Below are 17,538 nucleotides of genomic sequence, written 5' to 3'. Positions count from 1 at the left end.
GAGGTGCCCCATGCTCTTTTTCAGCCGAACCACACGCCGGGTATTGGCGCAGCTCGCCGACCGACTGGAGCAGCCTGATCAGGCGAGCACGCCATTGTCGTCGAACAACCGGTTGGTGCGCCGCATCCTGGCAAGCGTCGAGCGACTGCTGCAAGAGCGGCAAGCCGTTAAGGAGCAGGCCTGCGCACTGGCGTTTCGCGTCAGCCAACTGGAACAGCACCTGGCCTGCCGTGACACGCTGTTGCGGCAATGGGAGGCGCGCTGGGTACTGATCACACAGGGCGCAGATGAACTGTTCTGGGAACTGGAGCTGGATGGAACCGCTGCTCCTGGGCCGGAATGTTCAATGACGTGGACGGGGCCAGCGTCGAACCAGGCCCAGGCTATGAATCAGCTCGGCGCGTGGAGTGAACAGTTGCACCCGGATGACCGGCAAGTGCATCTGGCAGCGCTCGCCAGGCACCTTGCTGATCGCAGCGGGCGGACGGCATTTGCGCTCCAGGTGCGGATGAAACCTGCACCCGGCGACGACTATCGCTGGTGCAGCATAAGCGGTGCCTCGCGTCGCGATGCGCAAGGCGCAGCGCTCTGCATCGCTGGGACCGTTCGTGACATTCATGACCAGTACCTGCACAACGAGGCGCTCGAACTGGCGGCCACACGTTTCGACATTTCCCGGGAAATGCTGCATGACGGGCTTTGGGATATCGAGGTGGTAGCAGGCGACCCAGCGAACCCGAAAAATACCATTTGGTGGTCTTCGCAAATGCGCCGACTGCTGGGGTGCAACACCGTTGAGGAGTTCCCCAACACCCTGGAAAGCTGGACCTCGCGCTTGCATCCCGACGATAGCGCGCGGGCCATCGGCGCATTCGTCGCCCATGTGGACGACCGCAGCGGCAAGACGCCGTTCGATGTGGATTATCGACTCAAACATAAAAACGGTACTTACCGCTGGTTTCGCGGTCGTGGGCAAACGCGCCGCGCGCAGGACGGCTCCCCGCAACGGGTGGTGGGTGCCATCACCGACATACATGCCCACCATGAAGAAAGCACGATGCGCGAGGCGCAGGCGCAACAACATCGGGTGATGCAGGAAACCCTCACCAAGCTGACGCAGATTGTTGCCACCATTCAGGGCATTGCCAGCCAGACCAACCTGCTGGCGTTGAATGCCGCCATTGAGGCGGCGCGAGCAGGCGACGCCGGTCGCGGGTTTGCAGTGGTCGCCGATGAAGTGCGCAAGCTAGCCACGCGGACCAGCCAGGCGACCCAGCAAGCGGCAGAGATGATGGACAACTAGCAACATCCCTGCGCCTGCGCAGCTTGCGTGGGCGTAGGGCAAATTCCAACAATAATAATCAGGTACGTTATGCGCGATTACGACTCAGCAGTGTCAACCTTCGACTATCTACAACTGGCTGCTCAAGACTTGCACGGCGAACCGGGAGCCTTGAACGCCTGCATCGAGTGCTGCGACCGGCACGCTCATGGCAATGCCGTGGCGCTGTACTGCGAAACGCGGGATGGTCGCGCCACGCACTACACGTTCAGCGAACTGCAGGTGCACGCTGCGCGCTTTGCCAACTTTCTGCGAGCGCAAGGGGTACAACCGGGAGATCGTGTCGCCGGACTCATGCCACGCACGGTTGAACTGGTGATTACTATCCTCGGGACCTGGCGCATCGGTGCGGTCTACCAACCTCTCTTTACCGCATTCGGGCCCAAGGCGATCGAGCAGCGATTGGATTGCTCCGGGGCACGCTGGATCGTGACCGATGCCCACAATCGTCCCAAGCTGGATGACATCCCCGACTGCCCTCGCGTCATCGTGACAGACGGCCCCCCACAGCACCCGAGCGATTACGGTTTCTGGGACGCCCTCGGTCGCCAACAGGCCGACTGCACGCCTGAGCTGCTGGACGCGAGTGCGCCTTTCCTGCTGATGTGTACCTCGGGCACTACAGGACCTGCCAAGCCGCTTGAGGTGCCTTTGAGCGCCATTCTGGCCTTCAAAAGTTATATGCGCGATTCAATCGACTTGCGCGAAGACGACCATTTCTGGAACCTCGCCGACCCCGGCTGGGCCTATGGCTTGTATTACGCAGTGACCGGGCCACTGGCGTGCGGCCGAGCCACGCTGTTCCATGACGGCCCTTTCACCGTGGAAAGCACCTGCCGGATTATCGCCAAGTATGCGATCAGCAACCTGGCCGGCTCGCCCACGGCCTATCGCCTGCTGATTGCTGCCGGGGCCGAGTTCGCCGACGCCGTGCGTGGCCAGTTGCGTATCGTCAGCAGCGCCGGGGAACCGCTCAACCCGCAAGTCATCCGTTGGTTCGCCGAACAGCTCGGGGTGGTCATTCACGACCATTACGGCCAAACCGAAATTGGCATGGTGCTGTGCAATCACCATGGGCTACGCCATCCGGTACGTGAGGGTTCTGCCGGTTATGCGGTGCCCGGGTACCGGATTGTCGTGCTGGATGATGCGCATCGGGAACTACCGACGGCTCAGCCGGGCGTACTGGCGGTGGATCGCGCGCGCTCGCCCCTGTGCTGGTTCAATGGCTACTTTCACATGCCCACCAAGGCGTTTGTCGACCGTTACTACTTGAGCGGCGATATCGTTGAGCTCAATGAGGACGGCAGTATCAGCTTTGTAGGCCGTAACGACGATGTGATCACCACGTCCGGCTACCGCGTGGGGCCTTTCGATGTCGAGAGCGCGCTGATCGAGCATCCGGCAGTCGTCGAAGCCGCGGTGATCGGCAAGCCCGACCCGCAACGCACCGAGCTGATCAAGGCGTTTGTGGTGCTGAACCGTCAGTACCTGCCCAGTGCCGAGTTGGCGGAAGCCCTGCGTCTGCATGTCAAACAGCGCTTGGCCGCGCATGCGTACCCACGGGAAATCGAGTTCGTCGAACAACTGCCCAAGACCCCGAGTGGCAAGTTGCAGCGGTTCATTCTGCGCAACCAGGAAATTGCCAAACAGCAGGCACTCGACACATGACTCACGGACGTATGGTTCCCACGCTGAGCCGCTCGGAGTTTCAGCGCAGAGCCCTGGAGCTGTTCAAGGAACGTAGTTTCAGCCAGGTCAGCATGCGGGAATTGGCGGCGCATGTTGGAATCAGCCCGGGAGCGATTTATCACCATGTAGAGAGCAAGGAAGCAATGTTGTTTGAATGGCTGACAGAGCTCTATCAGGCGCTGTTGTCGCACGTCGACCTGATCAAAACCCGAAGATTGACGCCCACGCAGCGCCTGACAAAACTGATCGAAGGCCATCTTAAATTGCATGAACAGATGACCGGGCACTTCAAGTTAGCGGTCATGGATGCCAATTGCCTGGGCGCTCCGATGCAGGCACGCGTTGAGCGATTGAGGCTAGCCTATGAGTCAGAAATCATGAAGTTGGTCGGCCAGTTGGGCCATCAACCCGGCGGCCCGTTGCGCGAGGGGGCGCTTACTGCGATTTTGCCCATGCTCAACAGCCTACCCATATGGCTGAGCCCGAAGGTTGATAACAGCCAGCGTCGGCTTATTACAAAGACCATCGCCGATGCGGTAATTCACGCAATAAACGCCCTACCTTGAGTGCCCCTGCCCTGCTCTGGATTTCAAACCTGATGCCCATCATGGCGTGGAAAGCCGCTTCTGCATCGGCGCATTGTCCCAACAGTTTCCACGACGACTCATGCTTTGGCGCATGCGGTAACGCCAAAGCCGTTGACGAAACTGGCGATTGCCCTATTGCGAGCCTTGATCCGAGTGCAATAACAATCCTTGAGGCCTGCCCCGCTGCTTGTAAGCTCGGCCGAGCACGATTCCTTAGCAGCGGCATCGAGGGTTCAGCAAGCGTCGATCAGTTGAGCTCAGGTCGCATGATTCTGGGGGAGGCTTCCGGCGATCGTCCGATAGAGTTTTCGGCTTTTGGCGTCGATCCCGAAAGACGCGGAGAAATCTTTCGAGAGCACTACGAGGTGATTTGCCGACCCCACAGCACAAGTTTTGAGCCCATCCACTGGAGCGCTGTTGAAATGCGCGGCGCAGACCTGATTCCTAAACCCACCACCTAACGCCTTCCAATGCTCGTGACCGGCGATAGTCGCCAGTCACTGGATTGGATCGCGCGCGCGAGCACCGGATGGGTCAATTACCCACGCATACCGAACATGCAGCGGCTGGTCGTGGAAGTTTGGCGGCTGGACGTCATGAAGCAATGTAGTTCCGTCTAGAGGCCCTTCACTCAGTCGCATTACACTGACCTCGATCAGAATCCGTTGAAGTGTAGTTCAGGACAACCGGCGTCGTCTGAATCTGAAAATTCGCTTTGGCGTTTGATTTTCATGCCTGGGACAAGACAGGATCGGGCGTCAGGGTCCGGCACGCGCGATGACTCAGGAAAGCTTCGAGGTCTGCAAAGGGCATCGGTTTGGCAAAGTAATACCCCTGAAAAATATCGCAGCGACTGCCTTTAAGGAAATCCACTTGAGACGTGGTTTCCACACCTTCGGCGACCACCGTCAGGCTAAGGTGATGGGCCATGGAAATAATGCCTTGGGTGATCGCCGCATCGTGACGATCGGTAGCAATTTCCTGGATGAACGAGCGGTCGATCTTGATCTTGTCGATCGGCAAACGCTTTAGGTAACTGAGGCTGGAAAAGCCAGTGCCGAAATCATCCAACGCAATGCGCACCCCCAACGCCTTGAGCCGATGCAACGTGTCGATCGCCTGTTCAACGTTATGCAGCAGAAGCGACTCGGTAATCTCCAGTTCCAACTGTCCGGTGCTGAGGCCGTATTTGCTCAGCACTGCCTGGATAGACTCGACGAACTGGCCACGCTGGAAATGCATCGGCGAAATATTCACAGCCATCGAAATGTCCTTTATGCCCTGCTCACCCAGCAGGCGTAATTGCGCGCAGGCCGTATCGAGCACCCAGAGGCTCAGCGGGATGATCTGCCCACTGTCCTCTGCCACCGGCACAAACACTGCAGGTGAAATAAATCCTTTTTCAGGGTGCTCCCAGCGCAGCAACGCTTCGATCCCGACCACCCGCCCAGTGCGCGCGTCTATCTGCGGTTGGTAATGAAGCTGGAATGACTGAGTTTCGATAGCCTTTTGCAGGTCATTGCGCAGGCTCGCGTGCTCGCAAACAAGCTGATTGAGGTCGCTGGTGTACCACTGAAAGTTATTGCGCCCTTGCTGCTTGGCTTTGTACATAGCCATGTCAGCTTGCTGGATCAGTTGCATCGGCTGCTCGATGTGACCATCGCTCAGGGTGATTCCGACACTTGCAGTCACATGCAGGTCAATACCCTGGATGCAGTAGGGTCTGGCAATGCCGGCCATCAGCCGCTCGGCCACCGGTACAACGTCCTCATCACGAAGCAGGTCGGGCAGCAGCACGATGAATTCGTCACCGCCCATACGCAAGATGGTGTCACCGGGACGAACTTGCTGGGTCATACGTTGCGCCACTTCGATCAGTACCTGATCGCCGAAGTAATGCCCGATCGAATCGTTGATGGATTTGAATCCATCCAGATCAATGCACATCACCGCCAGACAACGCTTATGCCGACGACTGATGTGGCAATCCAGAGCAAGCCGTTCTTCAAGCGAAACACGGTTAAGCAAACCGGTTAGCCGGTCATGGCTGGCATTGAAGCGCAATTGGCGCTCGAAATGTTTCTGTTCGCTGATATCTCGGGCAATGCCGAATACTCCGACGATCTCTCCGTTGACCATGATGGGCAGGTTGGAGATATCCATGGTCAACAGTCGCTCACTTTCGTCGCGAAGCTGTGCCTCGAAGCGCTGAGGCACTCCGGCACGGGCAGCGCAAAAATGCTGACTGACCCGTTGCAGATCCTCATCGAGCACCAGTTGGGAAAAATGATGGCCAATGAAATTGATTGCAGTGTGCGGTTTCAGCTTCAGGCCTGCAGGATTCACGCTCTGGATGTTGCCGGCCAGATCGAGGGCGAACACTGGGTTGGGGTTATAGGTGAACAATGAACGAAAATGTTGTTCGCTTTCCTCCAGTCGCCGTCCGTCACGCTCGTGGCGGATTGCAATGACTGCAAGTTGGGCGGCAAAGACCAATTGTTGAATCTGCGCCTCGTCCGGCGCATGGGTACGCTTTTGGTACAGGGCAAATGTACCCAACACGGTACCTTGATGGGAAAGCAAAGGGACTGACCAGCAGGAACGCAGGTTATGTCCCAGAGCCAGGCTGCGGAAGCGCTCCCAGTTCGGGTCATGGGCGATGTCTTCGGTGACCACAAGCTCGCGCCGAAACGCTGCGGTGCCGCATGTCCCTTCTTGTGGACCAATGGCCATACCATCAATCGCCTCGGTGTACTCGGCCGGTAGGCCGGGTGCCGCGCCGTTGAACAAGTGCTTACCCTCAGCATCCGTCAGCAGGATAGAGCAGAGGCTTTCGGGGGACTGTGTGTCGAGCATCTGGCAGATGGCACAGAGTACGTCGCCCAGATGCTGATCGGTCGCGATCATGCCAAGAATGTCACGTTGCGACTCGGGGAAGGTCTTGCAGTGAAAGCTCGGACGGATGTTCATGGTAATTCCTGAAGACTCTCGAGGTCGTCCGGTCTTCAGAGAGCCAGAAATAGTGGCGGCCGATCACTGTCCACTTGTGCGTCGGATATACACTCTATAGAGCGTAGCCAAGTTAAATACAGACTCAGATCCAACATAAAAAACAGTATCAGATGGCCGCCATTTGGCTAACTTCGCTTTCTCGACTCGTAGCAATTTCCACCTCCTCCTATCCGGCATCGCGCTTGCCGTACGAACGGGTTTGTTTGTCTGATTTTCGAACTTGCGTGCTCGGCTTCAATGTCACCAATGACTATGCCGTCTGCAACGCCTGCAGCAGCTTGGCCAGTGACTCCGTCGGCACTTGCCCTTGCCGGGTGATGCAGTGAAATGATGCGCTATACCTTAACCGCTGCGGTGCAATTACACGCAGCATCCCACGCGCGACCCAGATATCGGCATAGTGGGTTGGCAGGAAGCCGATGCAGGTACCGGATGCAATCAGCGTGGCGATGGCTTCCATGGAAAAAGCGCTTACCGAGTTACCGAAACGCAATTTGTGTGGCCGGCGGCTTTCGAGCATATAGCCACGGTCGACGTAATCTGCAGCACCGATTTCCTCGTCCGTAAAGTGCTCGTCGGGACGCTCGAAGAAAGGGTGTCCGCGCCCGCAATACAGATTTTGTTCTTCCTCGAATAGCTCTTGGTAGTGCAGGCCCGAAAGCTGGTGGTTAAAACAACCAATCGCGAGGTGCAGACGTCCTTCGAGCACGGCTTGCTCAAGCTCGTCGGCGCGCATTACCTGCAGGTCGATGCGTGTACGAGGCGAGACTAGTCGAAAGGAAGCGAGGGCCCGCGGTAGCGGTGCCTGGTCGAGCGAAAGCAGGTTATCGACGCTGCCTATCTGCAAGAACTCTGGATACTTCTGGTTAAGCATGACTACCCGCTGATGAAAGCGGTCGATATCAGCATACAGCTCCTGCGCCGCAGCATAAGTTTGGGCGCCTTGCTCAGTAAGTTGAAAACCGCTCTTGCCGCGACGGCAGAGGGTGAAGCCAAGGCGAACTTCCAGATCTCGCACCAATGTGCTCAAGCGGGGCAGGCTGGTATTTAGGCGTACCTGCGCGGAGGTGAAGCCTCCAGCCTCGACGATAGTGCAAAAGATGCGCAGTTTGCGCAGATCCACGTCTGAGAAATTGGTAAGCATCAAGACCTCCGGTGCAGATTCACAAATGCCATAGGCACAGCCCTTATACCAGTAAATTTGCCTTGCGAATCAATGCGCCTGAACGGTACCGAAAGAGGCCGTGCTTTAGTTGCGATTTCAAGCAAGTCAGGTTCTGTACTGGAGGATTTACCGGCCATTTCTTTCTTTCGATACTCGCAGTGCTGCTGGGCAGAAGTCCTGCAGGAAGGGGAGCAACTGCGGCCCACGCGAGCACGACTTCCCCCAGAAGAAAAATAATGTTTACGGAGTGCGGTATGACAACTCAACGACGTAGAGGGTCGGGCAGACCCACCATTGAAACTCGCTCAATCGATTATGTGCCTAGTACAGAGCGACACGGTAAGGTCTGGCACCAAGGCCCGTTCTGGTTTACCGGAAACTTTGTGTTTCTCACCATGATGGTCGGTTTCGTTGGGCCGAGCATGGGGCTCAGCATTCTGTGGAGTGTACTGGCGGTTATCATAGGTGCTGGCTTCGGCACCGTGTTCATGGCCTTGCACGCCAACCAGGGCCCGAAGATGGGCATGCCGCAGATGATCCAGTCACGCGCGCAATTCGGCAGCCGTGGGGCCATTGTGCCGTTTGCGGCGACCATCTTTGTTTACATCGGTTTTATAGTGTTCGGCGTCATTTTGGTAACCCAAGCCATACAGTTGGTTCTACCGGGCTCTACGTGGTTTTGGTACCCCACGTTGATTACGATCAGCATTGTGATTGCAGTGGTGGGCTATGACCTATTGCACTTTGTGCAGCGTTGGCTCACATACCTGCTAATTGCGGTGTTTGGCATCGTGACATTGATGGCTGTTACTGCACTGCCAGCGGCGGCCCCAACACCGGTTGGTTCGGGCTGGAACACCACTGCGTTTCTAGTGCAGTTGTCACTCGCAGCGGGCTATAACATCAGCTACTCGGTTTATGTCTCAGATTATTCGCGCTACCTGCCCCAAGACTCGTCCAGCTCCAGGCTGATCTTCTGGACGTACCTGGGCGCGGCTGCTTCGGCGGCCTGGCTGATGTCTCTGGGGGCGGTGTTGTCCAGCTATATACCGGGCGCCGATGGCATCGTTTCGCTGGTGCAAACCGGCAATTATTTATTCCCTGGCTTTGGCATATTCGTCGCGCTGGTAGGCGCCGTCGCACAGTTGTCGGTCACCGGCATCAACTGCTATGGCGCCATGCTAACCGGCATCAGCGCAGTGGACGGTTTCCGACCAGTGCGCCCAGGTGTCCGCGTGAGAGTGATCGGCCTGAGCACAGTTGGCCTGTTGTCGCTGGTGATCGCGTTGACGTTACCGGATGCCTATATGGCCAGCTTCAACGGCTTTGTGCTGCTTATGCTGTACTTCTTGATCCCATGGACGGCGGTCAACCTTGTCGACTTTTATGCGATTCGCAAAGGTGAATACGCCATCGCCGAAATATTCAATCCGCACGGCGTATATGGCCGTTGGGCCTGGCGCGGCGTGCTTGCCTATCTGGTCGGGTTTGTCGCGATGGTGCCGTTCTTCTCTATCCCGTTTTTCGTTGGCCCGGTAGCTGAAGTAATGGGCGGTGCGGATATCGCATTCATCCCCGGCCTGCTGATTTCCGGTGGCCTGTATTTCGTGCTGACGCGCAACCTCGAACGTTCCTCGGAGATTGCCGCGCAACGCAAAAGTCAACTGGCGCTTGAAGGTATTGCCGGCTGAGCACTCACCGATAAACGACCAAAAGAAAAAGGTTTTTAAATGACCAGCAAACGCGAAAAAACAGTCGCCATTGTGCAAATGCCTGCGGCTCTCCTTGATCGAGCCGAGTCGATGCGTCGGGCAGCCGAACATATCAAAAAGGCAGCACTCCAGGAGGCTCAACTTGTGATATTTCCGGAAACCTGGCTGAGCTGCTACCCAGCATGGGTATTTGGAATGGCGGGCTGGGACGATGCGCAAGCAAAGTCCTGGTACGCCAAGCTACTAGCAGACAGCCCGGTCATTGGCCAGCCTGAAGACATGCACGATGACCTGGCGGAGCTTCGCGAGGCTGCGCGCGTTAACGCAGTCACCGTGGTTATGGGGATGAACGAGCGCTCCCGACACCATGGCGGTTCGCTGTACAACTCACTGGTCACTATTGGCCCCGATGGCGCCATTTTGAATGTGCACCGCAAACTGACGCCCACCCACACCGAACGGACGGTATGGGCCAATGGTGATGCCGCAGGGCTAAGGGTGGTCGACACCGTGGTTGGTCGCGTAGGCGGATTGGTGTGCTGGGAACACTGGCACCCGCTGGCGCGCCAGGCTCTGCATGCACAGGACGAACAGATTCATGTGGCGGCCTGGCCGGACATGCCGGAAATGCACCATGTCGCTGCCCGTTCCTACGCGTTCGAAGGGCGCTGCTTTGTGCTCTGCGCCGGCCAGTACCTGGCCGCTGGGGATGTGCCGGCCGAGTTGTTGGCGGCTTACCGGCGTGGGGTTGGCGGCAAGGCACTGGAGGAAGACGTACTGTTCAATGGCGGATCTGGTGTGATCGCCCCTGATGGTTCCTGGGTGACGGCACCGCTCTTCGGAGAGCCTGGAATTATACTGGCAACCATCGACCTAGCGCAGATCGATGCCCAGCACCATGACCTCGATGTGGCCGGGCATTACTTGCGTCCGGATGTTTTCGAGCTCTCGATTGATCGACGCGTACGCACCGGGTTAACGCTGCGCGACGCCTGAACTCTCGCCTCAACCATATGTTCCGGGCGGCCGTGCATAGGCCGACCCGGAATCAGTAAGGCTAATTGATGGTTCATGCGCTTCTGGCTACCGCTCTGTTATCCATCGCGCCGGGGGCGCTCTGCGGTTTCGCCGTTCTGGCTTCTGTCGACTACCCGGCCCAGCTTCGCGCCCTGGGCATGGCCAATCCGATACGCGTGCGGCAGGCGCATCTGGACTGAATCATCATGGGGACGGTGATGGCGGTCACCGCGCTTTCCAATCCGCAGCTTCCTGACTGGGTCGCTGCACTGGTGATGTTCGGTGGAGTGGTAAATCCGCTGACGTTTGTGCCAATGGTGTTCTCCACCACCATGGAGACCACCAAGGCGTTTCAATGGGTGTCGTTTGTGTCGTTTGTTTCGCTGAGTTTGGGCCTGGACGCGCAACTTCACGACTTAGATTTGGCAGGCAACTATTCAAGACCTGACATCTTTGAACTTTCAATTGATCGGCGCGTGCGCACTGGTATCACCATTAGTGACAAGTAACGCTGTTGAGACTACGAAGGGACCAAAACTGCATGGACGCGTAATTTGCGGTCACGACGCTTTCAGCTTCCATGCATCTCGACTGGATTGCTGGCCTCTTGCTCTTTCACAGCGCTGGCGTCGATAACCCCGTTTACATTCGTGCCGATGCCAAGACAACTTCCTTCACCACATTTTTTGCAAAGGCTCGGATTGTGCGAAGAAATCTCGGACCCAACAGGCTTGTCGACGGAGGCCAGGGCTCATCTCGCAACGGGACAAACAGCAATATCCACCTGCCGTTTTTCACCAAAAAGGATACTTAAATGCCTATCTTCACGCACATCACCGTCGGCACCAATAATATGCAAAAAGCCCGCGATTTTTACGACCATGTATTGGGTGCGCTGGGACAAAAACGCATCATCGATTTAGAAGATGATGGCTCGGCCTGGGGGGAGAGCACCCCATCGTTCTACGTTCTGAAACCAGCCAACGGTGCTCCTGCAACCGTGGGTAACGGTGTCACTATTAGCTTCGCAGCACCCGACCGCGCAGCCATCGACTCCTTCCACGCCGCAGCGCTGGCCAGTGGGGGAACTGACGAAGGTACGCCGGGGCCACGAGACTGGGCACCCAACGCGTATGCTGCTTACGCGCGTGATCTCGACGGCAACAAGCTGGCCGCCTACTGTTTCACGCCAGCGTAGGGGTCAAGACACCTTGCTGACGAATAACTACGTTGAACCTGCGTCAGGATACCTCTGCCATTTTCATCGCCGCCTCCCCTACCACCTCCCGAATCTTATCCATCAACGCCTGCGCCGCAGGCGATTGAAGCGCCCCCGCTCTGGAGATCAGGCCAATAGGTCGCGTGGTGTGGCTAAGGGAAAGCGGCAGTCGCACCAGCTCACCGCTGACCATTTCGTGTTCCAGTTGATGCGCCGAAACGGCAGCGAGCATGTCTGAGCGCAGCAACACACCGCGCAAAATCGCCAGGTCGCCCGTTTCAATCACTGGGCTGGGTGCGGCGATGCCGATGTGGGCAAAAAACGCGTCTAGCAGTTGCCGTGCCGGAGAGCCGGCGCGAGGCAAGATCCAGCGGGCGGCACTCAAGTCCTCATAGGAAGGCGTCCGCTCCAGCCAAGGGTGGTCGCGGCGTACCAGGATCACCATTTCCTCCCGCAGCAAGGCTTCGCTATGCAGATCGCTGGCGTAGGCCGACGGGCGCAGAGCGCCGAGTACAAAATCCACATCGCCAGCGCGCATTTCACTGGCTAGCAGGTCAAACGGGCTTTCGTTTGTGACGACTCGTACGTGGGGGTGTTGCAGGGTCAGGCGCACGATGGCTTCTGGCAGTATTCCCGTGCGCCCGAGCGGCAAGGCCCCTACGTGCACGGCACCTTGAAGAGAACCACTCAACGCAGCGATATCCGCATCGATGTGACGCAGTTCATTCAGTGCTCGCCGAACTCGCAGCAACATTCCAAGGCACGCGCGGGTCGGCAGCAAACCGTGAGGCGTGCGTTCAAACAAGCCAGCACCACTGCCCTGCTCCAGCACTTTGATGGCGGCACTGATCGCGGGCTGCGAAACGCCAAGCGCACTCGCCGTGGTTTGCATATGGTGGGTTTCACAGAGTTTCGCGAACATTTCCAGGCGGCGGGTCTGGAACAGGTAAAGCGGCTCGGCGGAGTGGCCCAATACCTGCCCCAGCAAAGACGGAACGGCCAGCAGTTCCTCCAAGGCCCGGCGAGCCCGAGGAATGACACGGTCTCCGTAATCGGTCAGACGCATACCATTGACGGTGCGTTCGAACAGCAAGGCGCCGAGGCGCTTCTCCAGCGCCAGGATGGCGCGTGTCACGACAGGCTGTGCACGAAATAGCACGGCAGATGCCTTGGATACGCTGCCGTATTCGACAACGCGAAGGAACGCGCGAACCTGCATCAAATTGGGCAACTCAGGACTGTGCATGCCTACCTGCCGAGTTTTTGAGAAAGCGGGTGCACAGCATGCATAACTCATCCCGATAAGTAAAACGCATACCTATTGCCGCCGAACGCATTATTCAACCTCCCCCTCAAATGCGACTGTGGGTGCTCTCAAACAGCCGCAAGAAGAGCACTTCGATGATCAATAAAACAAAAACTGCATTAGTCGTCAGCGCCCACTCTGCCGATTTCGTTTGGCGCGCAGGTGGCGCCATCGCTCTGCACGCCCAACAAGGTTATGCCGTACACATCGTGTGCTTGTCCTATGGCGAAAGAGGTGAGTCGGCCAAGCTCTGGCGCAAAGGCGAGATGTCTGAAGACAAGGTCAAAACCGCGCGTCGCAGCGAGGCTGAAGCCGCAGCGGAGATACTTGGCGCGAGCGTGGAATTCTTCGACATCGGCGACTACCCGATGCGCGCCGATAAAGAGACGCTGTTTCGTTTGGCCGATGTGTTTCGCCGCGTGCAACCGGAGTTCGTCCTCAGTCACTCGATCAAAGACCCCTACAACTACGATCACCCGCTGGCGATGAACCTGACGCAGGAAGCGCGCATCATCGCTCAGGCCGAAGGCTACAAGCCTGGCGAAAAAATTGTGGGGGCCCCACCCGTTTACAGCTTCGAACCCCACCAGCCGGAGCAATGCGAATGGCGCCCGGATGTGCTGTTGGACATCACCGAAGTCTGGGACAAGAAATACGCCGCCATCCAGTGCATGGCTGGTCAGGAACATCTCTGGGAGTACTACACCCGTGTCGCCCTGCAACGCGGTGTGCAGGCCAAACGCAACGTGGGTATCGCCTCTACCCGTAACATCGTTTACGCCGAGGGCTATCAAAGCATCTTCCCAAGGGTGACGGAGAACCTGGCATGAGCACACTGATCGGAAAAACTGGAGTTGTCGTGCGCAACATTCCCCGTGGCGATTCGGCGCTGATCGACGAACTGGATCGCTTTGGTGTTGCTACCGTGCATGAAGCCCAAGGACGTAAAGGTTTGTTGGAATCGGCCATTCGTCCCATCCAGCAGAACCAGAGCATCAGCGGAACGGCGGTGACCGTGTTGGTTGCGCCGGGTGACAACTGGATGTTTCACGTGGCGGTCGAACAATGCCAACCCGACGATATCCTGGTGGTCGCGACATCGTCTCCCTGCACCGATGGATACTTCGGCGACTTGCTCGCCACCTCGTTGATGGCCCGAGGGGTACGTGCCCTGATTATTGACGCCGGGGTGCGCGATACCCGAACGCTTCGGGAAATGGGCTTCAAGGTATGGTCGCGGGCTGTGCATGCCCAAGGCACGGTCAAGGAAACCCTGGGTTCGGTCAACGTGCCCATCATCTGCGCCGGCCAATTGGTCGAGCCCGGGGACGTCGTAGTGGCAGACGATGACGGCGTGGTCATTGTGCGCCGCGAAGAATTGCCCGACGTGTTTGAAACCAGCCGAAAACGCGCCCAAATCGAAGAGCAGAAACGCGTGCGCCTGGCGGCTGGCGAGTTGGGCCTGGATATTTACGCGATGCGTCAGAAGCTCATCGATCGGGGCCTGACTTATTACGACAGCCTCACTGACGTACAAGGATGACCTTCATGCGCCAGACCCGAATTCCATGCCTCATGATGCGTGGAGGCACCTCCAAGGGCGCTTACTTCCTGGCTGACGATCTACCGCCGGAAGGTAAGCTGCGTGATCAAGTATTGCTGTCCGTCATGGGCTCACCCGATGCACGCCAGATAGATGGCATCGGCGGCGCAAATTCGCTGACCAGCAAGGTCGCCATCATCCGCCGCTCGGATCGCCCGGATGCTGATGTCGATTATCTGTTTGCTCAGGTTTCAGTCGAACAGGCTCAAGTTGATTACGGTCAGAACTGCGGAAACATCCTTGCCGGCGTCGGCCCCTTTTCAATCGAGCGTGAGCTGATCAGCGCAGACGAGTTGTTGACGACCGTGCGGATTTTCATGGTGAACACCGGGCAGATCGCGGTGGCTAAAGTCCCCACTCCAGGCCGCATCGTCGAGTACGCAGGTGATACCCGCATCGATGGTGTTCCTGGCACCAGTGCTTCTCTGATTGTCGAGTTCGAAGACATTGCCGGCTCCAGTTGCGGAGCGCTCTTGCCTACCGGAAATGCCATTGACCGCTTCGATGGCATTGAAGTGACGTGTATCGACAATGGAATGCCTGTTGTGCTGATCAGGGCGACTGATGTGGGGTGCACGGGCGATGAAAACCCCGAGCAACTGGACGCCGACATGGCGCTCAAAGCGTTGCTGGAATCGATCCGGCTGCAGGCGGGCCCGTTGATGAATCTGGGAGATGTGCGCGAGCGCACAGTACCGAAAATGTCCCTGATAGCAGCCCCCCGCAACGGAGGCGCTATTGGCAGCCGTACCTTCATTCCTCACCGCTGTCACACATCAATAGGGGTGTTCGGCGCTGTCAGTGTCGCCTCTGCCTGCCTGATTCAAGGGACAGTCGCGAGCAGTTTGGCCCAAGTAGAAACAGGTGATCGAGTCCAATTGTCTGTCGAGCATCCAACCGGCGAGTTCACGGTGGAGCTGCGTGTAATTGACGGTCAGTTAGCCGGTTGCGGGTTGGTACGCACGGCACGGCTGTTGTTCGAAGGCAACGTGCTCATTCCTGGCGACGTCTGGCAAAAACCGGTGAAATCGTAATGACCACGACCGTATCTATGATCGGCTTCGGCGAAGCCGGTGCCATTCTGGGCGAGGATCTTGCAGCACAGGGCGTGAAGATCTACGCCTATGATCGACTCCTTGAAGACCCGGCCAAACGAGCCGCGCTGCATGAAAAAGCCCAGCGGTGTGGCGTTCAACTGTTCGAGGGTGCGGCTCAAGCGATAGCGCTTGGCGAGTGGATCATTTCAGCCGTCACAGCGGATAACGCACTCGAAGTCGCACTGAACGCGGCGCCACTGATGAAGCCCGGACAACTGTTTATCGACATCAACTCGGTGGCGCCCTCTACGAAGCGGGCAGCAGCCAAAGCGATGGAGCTGCATGGCGTCGATTACATTGATGCCGCAGTCATGGCGCCGGTACCGCCACAACGCTTGAAAACACCCATCCTGTTAGGCGGCCAACACGCCACCCTGGTCGCTGAACGATTAAGCGGGCTAGGCATGAACGTGCGGGTAGTGGCAGATGTGATTGGCGTAGCTTCAGCGATAAAGATGTGTCGAAGCATCATGATCAAAGGCCTGGAAGCGCTCACCACCGAATGCCTGAGTACCGCTCGCCAGTACCATGCCGAGGGTGAGGTGCTGGCGTCATTGCACCAGAGTTTTCCGCAGATGGGTTGGGACAGCGCCCTACCCCACTACTTGATCAGTCGCGTGGCCGAGCACGGTCGGCGTCGCGCAGAGGAAATGAAAGAGGTCGCAAAAACCGCTCGCGACGTCGACGTGGTTCCGAACATGAGCCAAGCCATCGTCAGCGCTCAGCTCGGGCTCGTCGATGCCATGCTTGATGCCGATATTGATTACTCACACCTTGAGCCATTCGACTGGATAAACCTGATCGACACGGTGTATGGCAGCCCAATCGCTCATGAAAGCACTGTCCGGGAAAAGCGGTAACATAGCTTTTTTCCCAGAGTCGCACTCATGGATCTAAAACAGCTCGAATGTTTCGTACGGGTGGCCGAGTTCGGCAGCTTCACCAAGGCCGCCGCCGTACTGAACATTTCTCAGTCGGTCGTTAGCCGTCAGGTCAGGCAGCTTGAAGTCGAGCTGCAGGAGCATCTGCTCTTGCGAAATGGTCGAGGCGTCTTACTGACCGCTTCCGGGCAACGCTTGTTCGATCACGGCAAAGGCATCTTGCGGCAGGTGCAGGTGGCGCGTGAAGACCTGCGCGAACAACGCGATACGTTGTCTGGCAAGGTCGTCGTCGGGCTTCCTCCCAGTATTTCCCGACGCCACACTGTGGCAGTGGTCTCTGCCTTCCGAGAGCGCTTTCCTGACTGCATATTGGGGATCAAAGAAGGCCTGACTCATTCGATGCGCGAGTGGCTGCTCCTGGGTCGCCTCGATTTCGCACTGCTCTTCAATCCTGGCCACAGTGCACAACTGCAGTATGAGCACATACACTCAGAACCATTGATGCTCATAGGTAGCCAGCACTCGAACCTCCCTTCCCAGGTAGCGATGAAAGACTTGGGCCAATACCCTTTAATCACTCCCAGCGAACCTCACTCCATACGCCGCCTCATCGAGAATGAAGCGTCGAGGCATGAGGTGCATCTGAACGTTTGCCTGGAGGTCGATAGCATCCCGTCGCTATTGGAATTGATCAATCTCAACATGGGCTACGGCGTACTGTTTCGCTCGGCCTTGGCCAACGGCGACGGAAAACTCGAAGGACTCAAAGCTGCACAGATCGTTGATCCATCAATCCAGACGCACTTATTTATCGCAACGTTTGAGCAGCGCCCGCTGTCTCGCCTGGCACAACAGACCATGTCATTGGTTCGTGAGATCTGCATAGACTGAATAGACGCATGCAA

At 57.5% G+C, this 17,538-nt stretch carries 15 protein-coding genes and 4 pseudogenes; 15 read left to right on the top strand and 4 right to left on the bottom strand.

The window, feature by feature from the left end; all coding sequences use genetic code 11:
- Nucleotides 1–10 precede the first annotated feature (10 nt).
- The 4 genes and pseudogenes from LRO94_RS27930 to LRO94_RS14265 all read left to right on the top strand — a co-directional run.
- Nucleotides 11–1,009 (top strand): annotated as a pseudogene (locus LRO94_RS27930) (PAS domain-containing protein); the annotation flags it as partial.
- Nucleotides 1,010–1,294: pseudogene (locus LRO94_RS28080) on the top strand (methyl-accepting chemotaxis protein); the annotation flags it as partial.
- Between the two features lie 78 nt (nucleotides 1,295–1,372).
- Nucleotides 1,373–3,013, top strand: a complete 1,641-nt coding sequence (locus LRO94_RS14270; RefSeq protein ID WP_179179005.1) for an AMP-binding protein — start codon at nucleotides 1,373–1,375, stop codon at nucleotides 3,011–3,013.
- A gap of 11 nt (nucleotides 3,014–3,024) precedes the next feature.
- Entirely contained in the window at nucleotides 3,025–3,600 is a 576-nt protein-coding gene (locus LRO94_RS14265) for a TetR/AcrR family transcriptional regulator (protein WP_032891523.1), read from the top strand.
- A 57-nt stretch (nucleotides 3,601–3,657) separates the two neighbouring features.
- On the opposite strand, the pseudogene LRO94_RS14260 reads toward LRO94_RS14265, so the two are convergent.
- Nucleotides 3,658–3,825, bottom strand: a pseudogene (locus LRO94_RS14260) (DDE-type integrase/transposase/recombinase); the annotation flags it as partial.
- A gap of 23 nt (nucleotides 3,826–3,848) precedes the next feature.
- Here LRO94_RS14260 and LRO94_RS14255 point away from each other — a divergent pair.
- A pseudogene (locus LRO94_RS14255) lies at nucleotides 3,849–4,238 on the top strand (LLM class flavin-dependent oxidoreductase); the annotation flags it as partial.
- 112 nt (nucleotides 4,239–4,350) lie between these two features.
- Here LRO94_RS14255 and LRO94_RS14250 read toward each other — a convergent pair.
- Together LRO94_RS14250 and LRO94_RS14245 are read right to left on the bottom strand one after the other, a co-directional pair.
- The gene (locus LRO94_RS14250; protein WP_032891445.1) at nucleotides 4,351–6,591 is read right to left on the bottom strand and encodes a putative bifunctional diguanylate cyclase/phosphodiesterase; all 2,241 of its coding nucleotides are present in this window, start codon (nucleotides 6,589–6,591) and stop codon (nucleotides 4,351–4,353) included.
- 292 nt (nucleotides 6,592–6,883) lie between these two features.
- A complete protein-coding gene (locus tag LRO94_RS14245; RefSeq protein ID WP_032891444.1) occupies nucleotides 6,884–7,777 on the bottom strand; it encodes a LysR family transcriptional regulator in 894 nt (297 codons plus the stop codon).
- Between the two features lie 275 nt (nucleotides 7,778–8,052).
- On the opposite strand from LRO94_RS14245, the gene LRO94_RS14240 reads away from it, so the two are divergent.
- The 5 genes from LRO94_RS14240 (at nucleotide 8,053) to LRO94_RS14220 (ending at nucleotide 11,725) form a co-directional block, all read left to right on the top strand.
- Nucleotides 8,053–9,489, top strand: a complete 1,437-nt coding sequence (locus LRO94_RS14240; protein WP_122753271.1) for a purine-cytosine permease family protein — start codon at nucleotides 8,053–8,055, stop codon at nucleotides 9,487–9,489.
- Between the two features lie 39 nt (nucleotides 9,490–9,528).
- Nucleotides 9,529–10,506, top strand: a complete 978-nt coding sequence (locus LRO94_RS14235; RefSeq protein ID WP_032891439.1) for a carbon-nitrogen hydrolase family protein — start codon at nucleotides 9,529–9,531, stop codon at nucleotides 10,504–10,506.
- A gap of 68 nt (nucleotides 10,507–10,574) precedes the next feature.
- Entirely contained in the window at nucleotides 10,575–10,727 is a 153-nt protein-coding gene (locus tag LRO94_RS14230; protein WP_177326467.1) for a hypothetical protein, read from the top strand.
- Nucleotides 10,728–10,733: 6 nt separating this feature from the next.
- Nucleotides 10,734–11,036, top strand: a complete 303-nt coding sequence (locus LRO94_RS14225) for a hypothetical protein (RefSeq protein ID WP_233896790.1) — start codon at nucleotides 10,734–10,736, stop codon at nucleotides 11,034–11,036.
- Nucleotides 11,037–11,341: 305 nt separating this feature from the next.
- A complete protein-coding gene (locus LRO94_RS14220; RefSeq protein ID WP_099602438.1) occupies nucleotides 11,342–11,725 on the top strand; it encodes a VOC family protein in 384 nt (127 codons plus the stop codon).
- A 43-nt stretch (nucleotides 11,726–11,768) separates the two neighbouring features.
- On the opposite strand, the gene LRO94_RS14215 is transcribed toward LRO94_RS14220, so the two are convergent.
- Nucleotides 11,769–12,992: a LysR family transcriptional regulator gene (locus LRO94_RS14215; protein ID WP_099602437.1), complete on the bottom strand. Its 1,224-nt coding sequence runs from the start codon at nucleotides 12,990–12,992 to the stop codon at nucleotides 11,769–11,771.
- A gap of 155 nt (nucleotides 12,993–13,147) precedes the next feature.
- Between LRO94_RS14215 and galB the strand changes: the two genes are divergently transcribed.
- Genes galB through LRO94_RS14190 form a run of 5 tightly spaced genes read left to right on the top strand, consistent with a single transcriptional unit; the run spans nucleotide 13,148 to nucleotide 17,524 of the window.
- Nucleotides 13,148–13,882 carry a 4-oxalmesaconate hydratase gene (gene galB / locus LRO94_RS14210; protein ID WP_032891429.1) on the top strand — a complete coding sequence of 245 codons (735 nt, stop codon included), beginning with the start codon at nucleotides 13,148–13,150 and terminating at the stop codon, nucleotides 13,880–13,882.
- The gene (locus tag LRO94_RS14205; RefSeq protein ID WP_032891427.1) at nucleotides 13,879–14,595 is read left to right on the top strand and encodes a 4-carboxy-4-hydroxy-2-oxoadipate aldolase/oxaloacetate decarboxylase; all 717 of its coding nucleotides are present in this window, start codon (nucleotides 13,879–13,881) and stop codon (nucleotides 14,593–14,595) included. Before galB ends, LRO94_RS14205 begins: the two co-directional genes overlap by 4 nt.
- Before the next feature lie 5 nt (nucleotides 14,596–14,600).
- On the top strand, nucleotides 14,601–15,689 hold the full coding sequence (locus LRO94_RS14200; protein WP_233896789.1) for a 4-oxalomesaconate tautomerase: 1,089 nt from the start codon (nucleotides 14,601–14,603) through the stop codon (nucleotides 15,687–15,689).
- Nucleotides 15,689–16,612: an NAD(P)-dependent oxidoreductase gene (locus LRO94_RS14195; protein ID WP_122765104.1), complete on the top strand. Its 924-nt coding sequence runs from the start codon at nucleotides 15,689–15,691 to the stop codon at nucleotides 16,610–16,612. The genes LRO94_RS14200 and LRO94_RS14195 overlap by 1 nt, the downstream gene beginning before the upstream one ends.
- A gap of 27 nt (nucleotides 16,613–16,639) precedes the next feature.
- Nucleotides 16,640–17,524 carry a LysR family transcriptional regulator gene (locus tag LRO94_RS14190; RefSeq protein ID WP_032891421.1) on the top strand — a complete coding sequence of 295 codons (885 nt, stop codon included), beginning with the start codon at nucleotides 16,640–16,642 and terminating at the stop codon, nucleotides 17,522–17,524.
- Nucleotides 17,525–17,538 lie beyond the last annotated feature (14 nt).

It is taken from the genome of Pseudomonas sivasensis (genome assembly GCF_021391435.1).
In the GTDB taxonomy this organism is placed as follows: domain Bacteria; phylum Pseudomonadota; class Gammaproteobacteria; order Pseudomonadales; family Pseudomonadaceae; genus Aquipseudomonas; species Aquipseudomonas sivasensis.
Note: the sequence above shows the minus strand (reverse complement) of the source record. Positions and strands in the feature narration are given on the sequence as shown.

Coding starts and splice junctions, on each gene's coding strand:
- LRO94_RS14250 (WP_032891445.1), bottom strand. CDS start 6,591: ATGAACATCCGTCCGAGCTTTCACTGCAAGACCTTCCCCGAGTCGCAA.
- LRO94_RS14265 (WP_032891523.1), top strand. CDS start 3,025: ATGGTTCCCACGCTGAGCCGCTCGGAGTTTCAGCGCAGAGCCCTGGAG.
- LRO94_RS14215 (WP_099602437.1), bottom strand. CDS start 12,992: ATGCACAGTCCTGAGTTGCCCAATTTGATGCAGGTTCGCGCGTTCCTT.
- LRO94_RS14235 (WP_032891439.1), top strand. CDS start 9,529: ATGACCAGCAAACGCGAAAAAACAGTCGCCATTGTGCAAATGCCTGCG.
- galB (WP_032891429.1), top strand. CDS start 13,148: ATGATCAATAAAACAAAAACTGCATTAGTCGTCAGCGCCCACTCTGCC.
- LRO94_RS14205 (WP_032891427.1), top strand. CDS start 13,879: ATGAGCACACTGATCGGAAAAACTGGAGTTGTCGTGCGCAACATTCCC.
- LRO94_RS14245 (WP_032891444.1), bottom strand. CDS start 7,777: ATGCTTACCAATTTCTCAGACGTGGATCTGCGCAAACTGCGCATCTTT.
- LRO94_RS14190 (WP_032891421.1), top strand. CDS start 16,640: ATGGATCTAAAACAGCTCGAATGTTTCGTACGGGTGGCCGAGTTCGGC.
- LRO94_RS14220 (WP_099602438.1), top strand. CDS start 11,342: ATGCCTATCTTCACGCACATCACCGTCGGCACCAATAATATGCAAAAA.
- LRO94_RS14195 (WP_122765104.1), top strand. CDS start 15,689: ATGACCACGACCGTATCTATGATCGGCTTCGGCGAAGCCGGTGCCATT.
- LRO94_RS14240 (WP_122753271.1), top strand. CDS start 8,053: ATGACAACTCAACGACGTAGAGGGTCGGGCAGACCCACCATTGAAACT.
- LRO94_RS14200 (WP_233896789.1), top strand. CDS start 14,601: ATGCGCCAGACCCGAATTCCATGCCTCATGATGCGTGGAGGCACCTCC.
- LRO94_RS14270 (WP_179179005.1), top strand. CDS start 1,373: ATGCGCGATTACGACTCAGCAGTGTCAACCTTCGACTATCTACAACTG.
- LRO94_RS14230 (WP_177326467.1), top strand. CDS start 10,575: ATGGTTCATGCGCTTCTGGCTACCGCTCTGTTATCCATCGCGCCGGGG.
- LRO94_RS14225 (WP_233896790.1), top strand. CDS start 10,734: ATGGGGACGGTGATGGCGGTCACCGCGCTTTCCAATCCGCAGCTTCCT.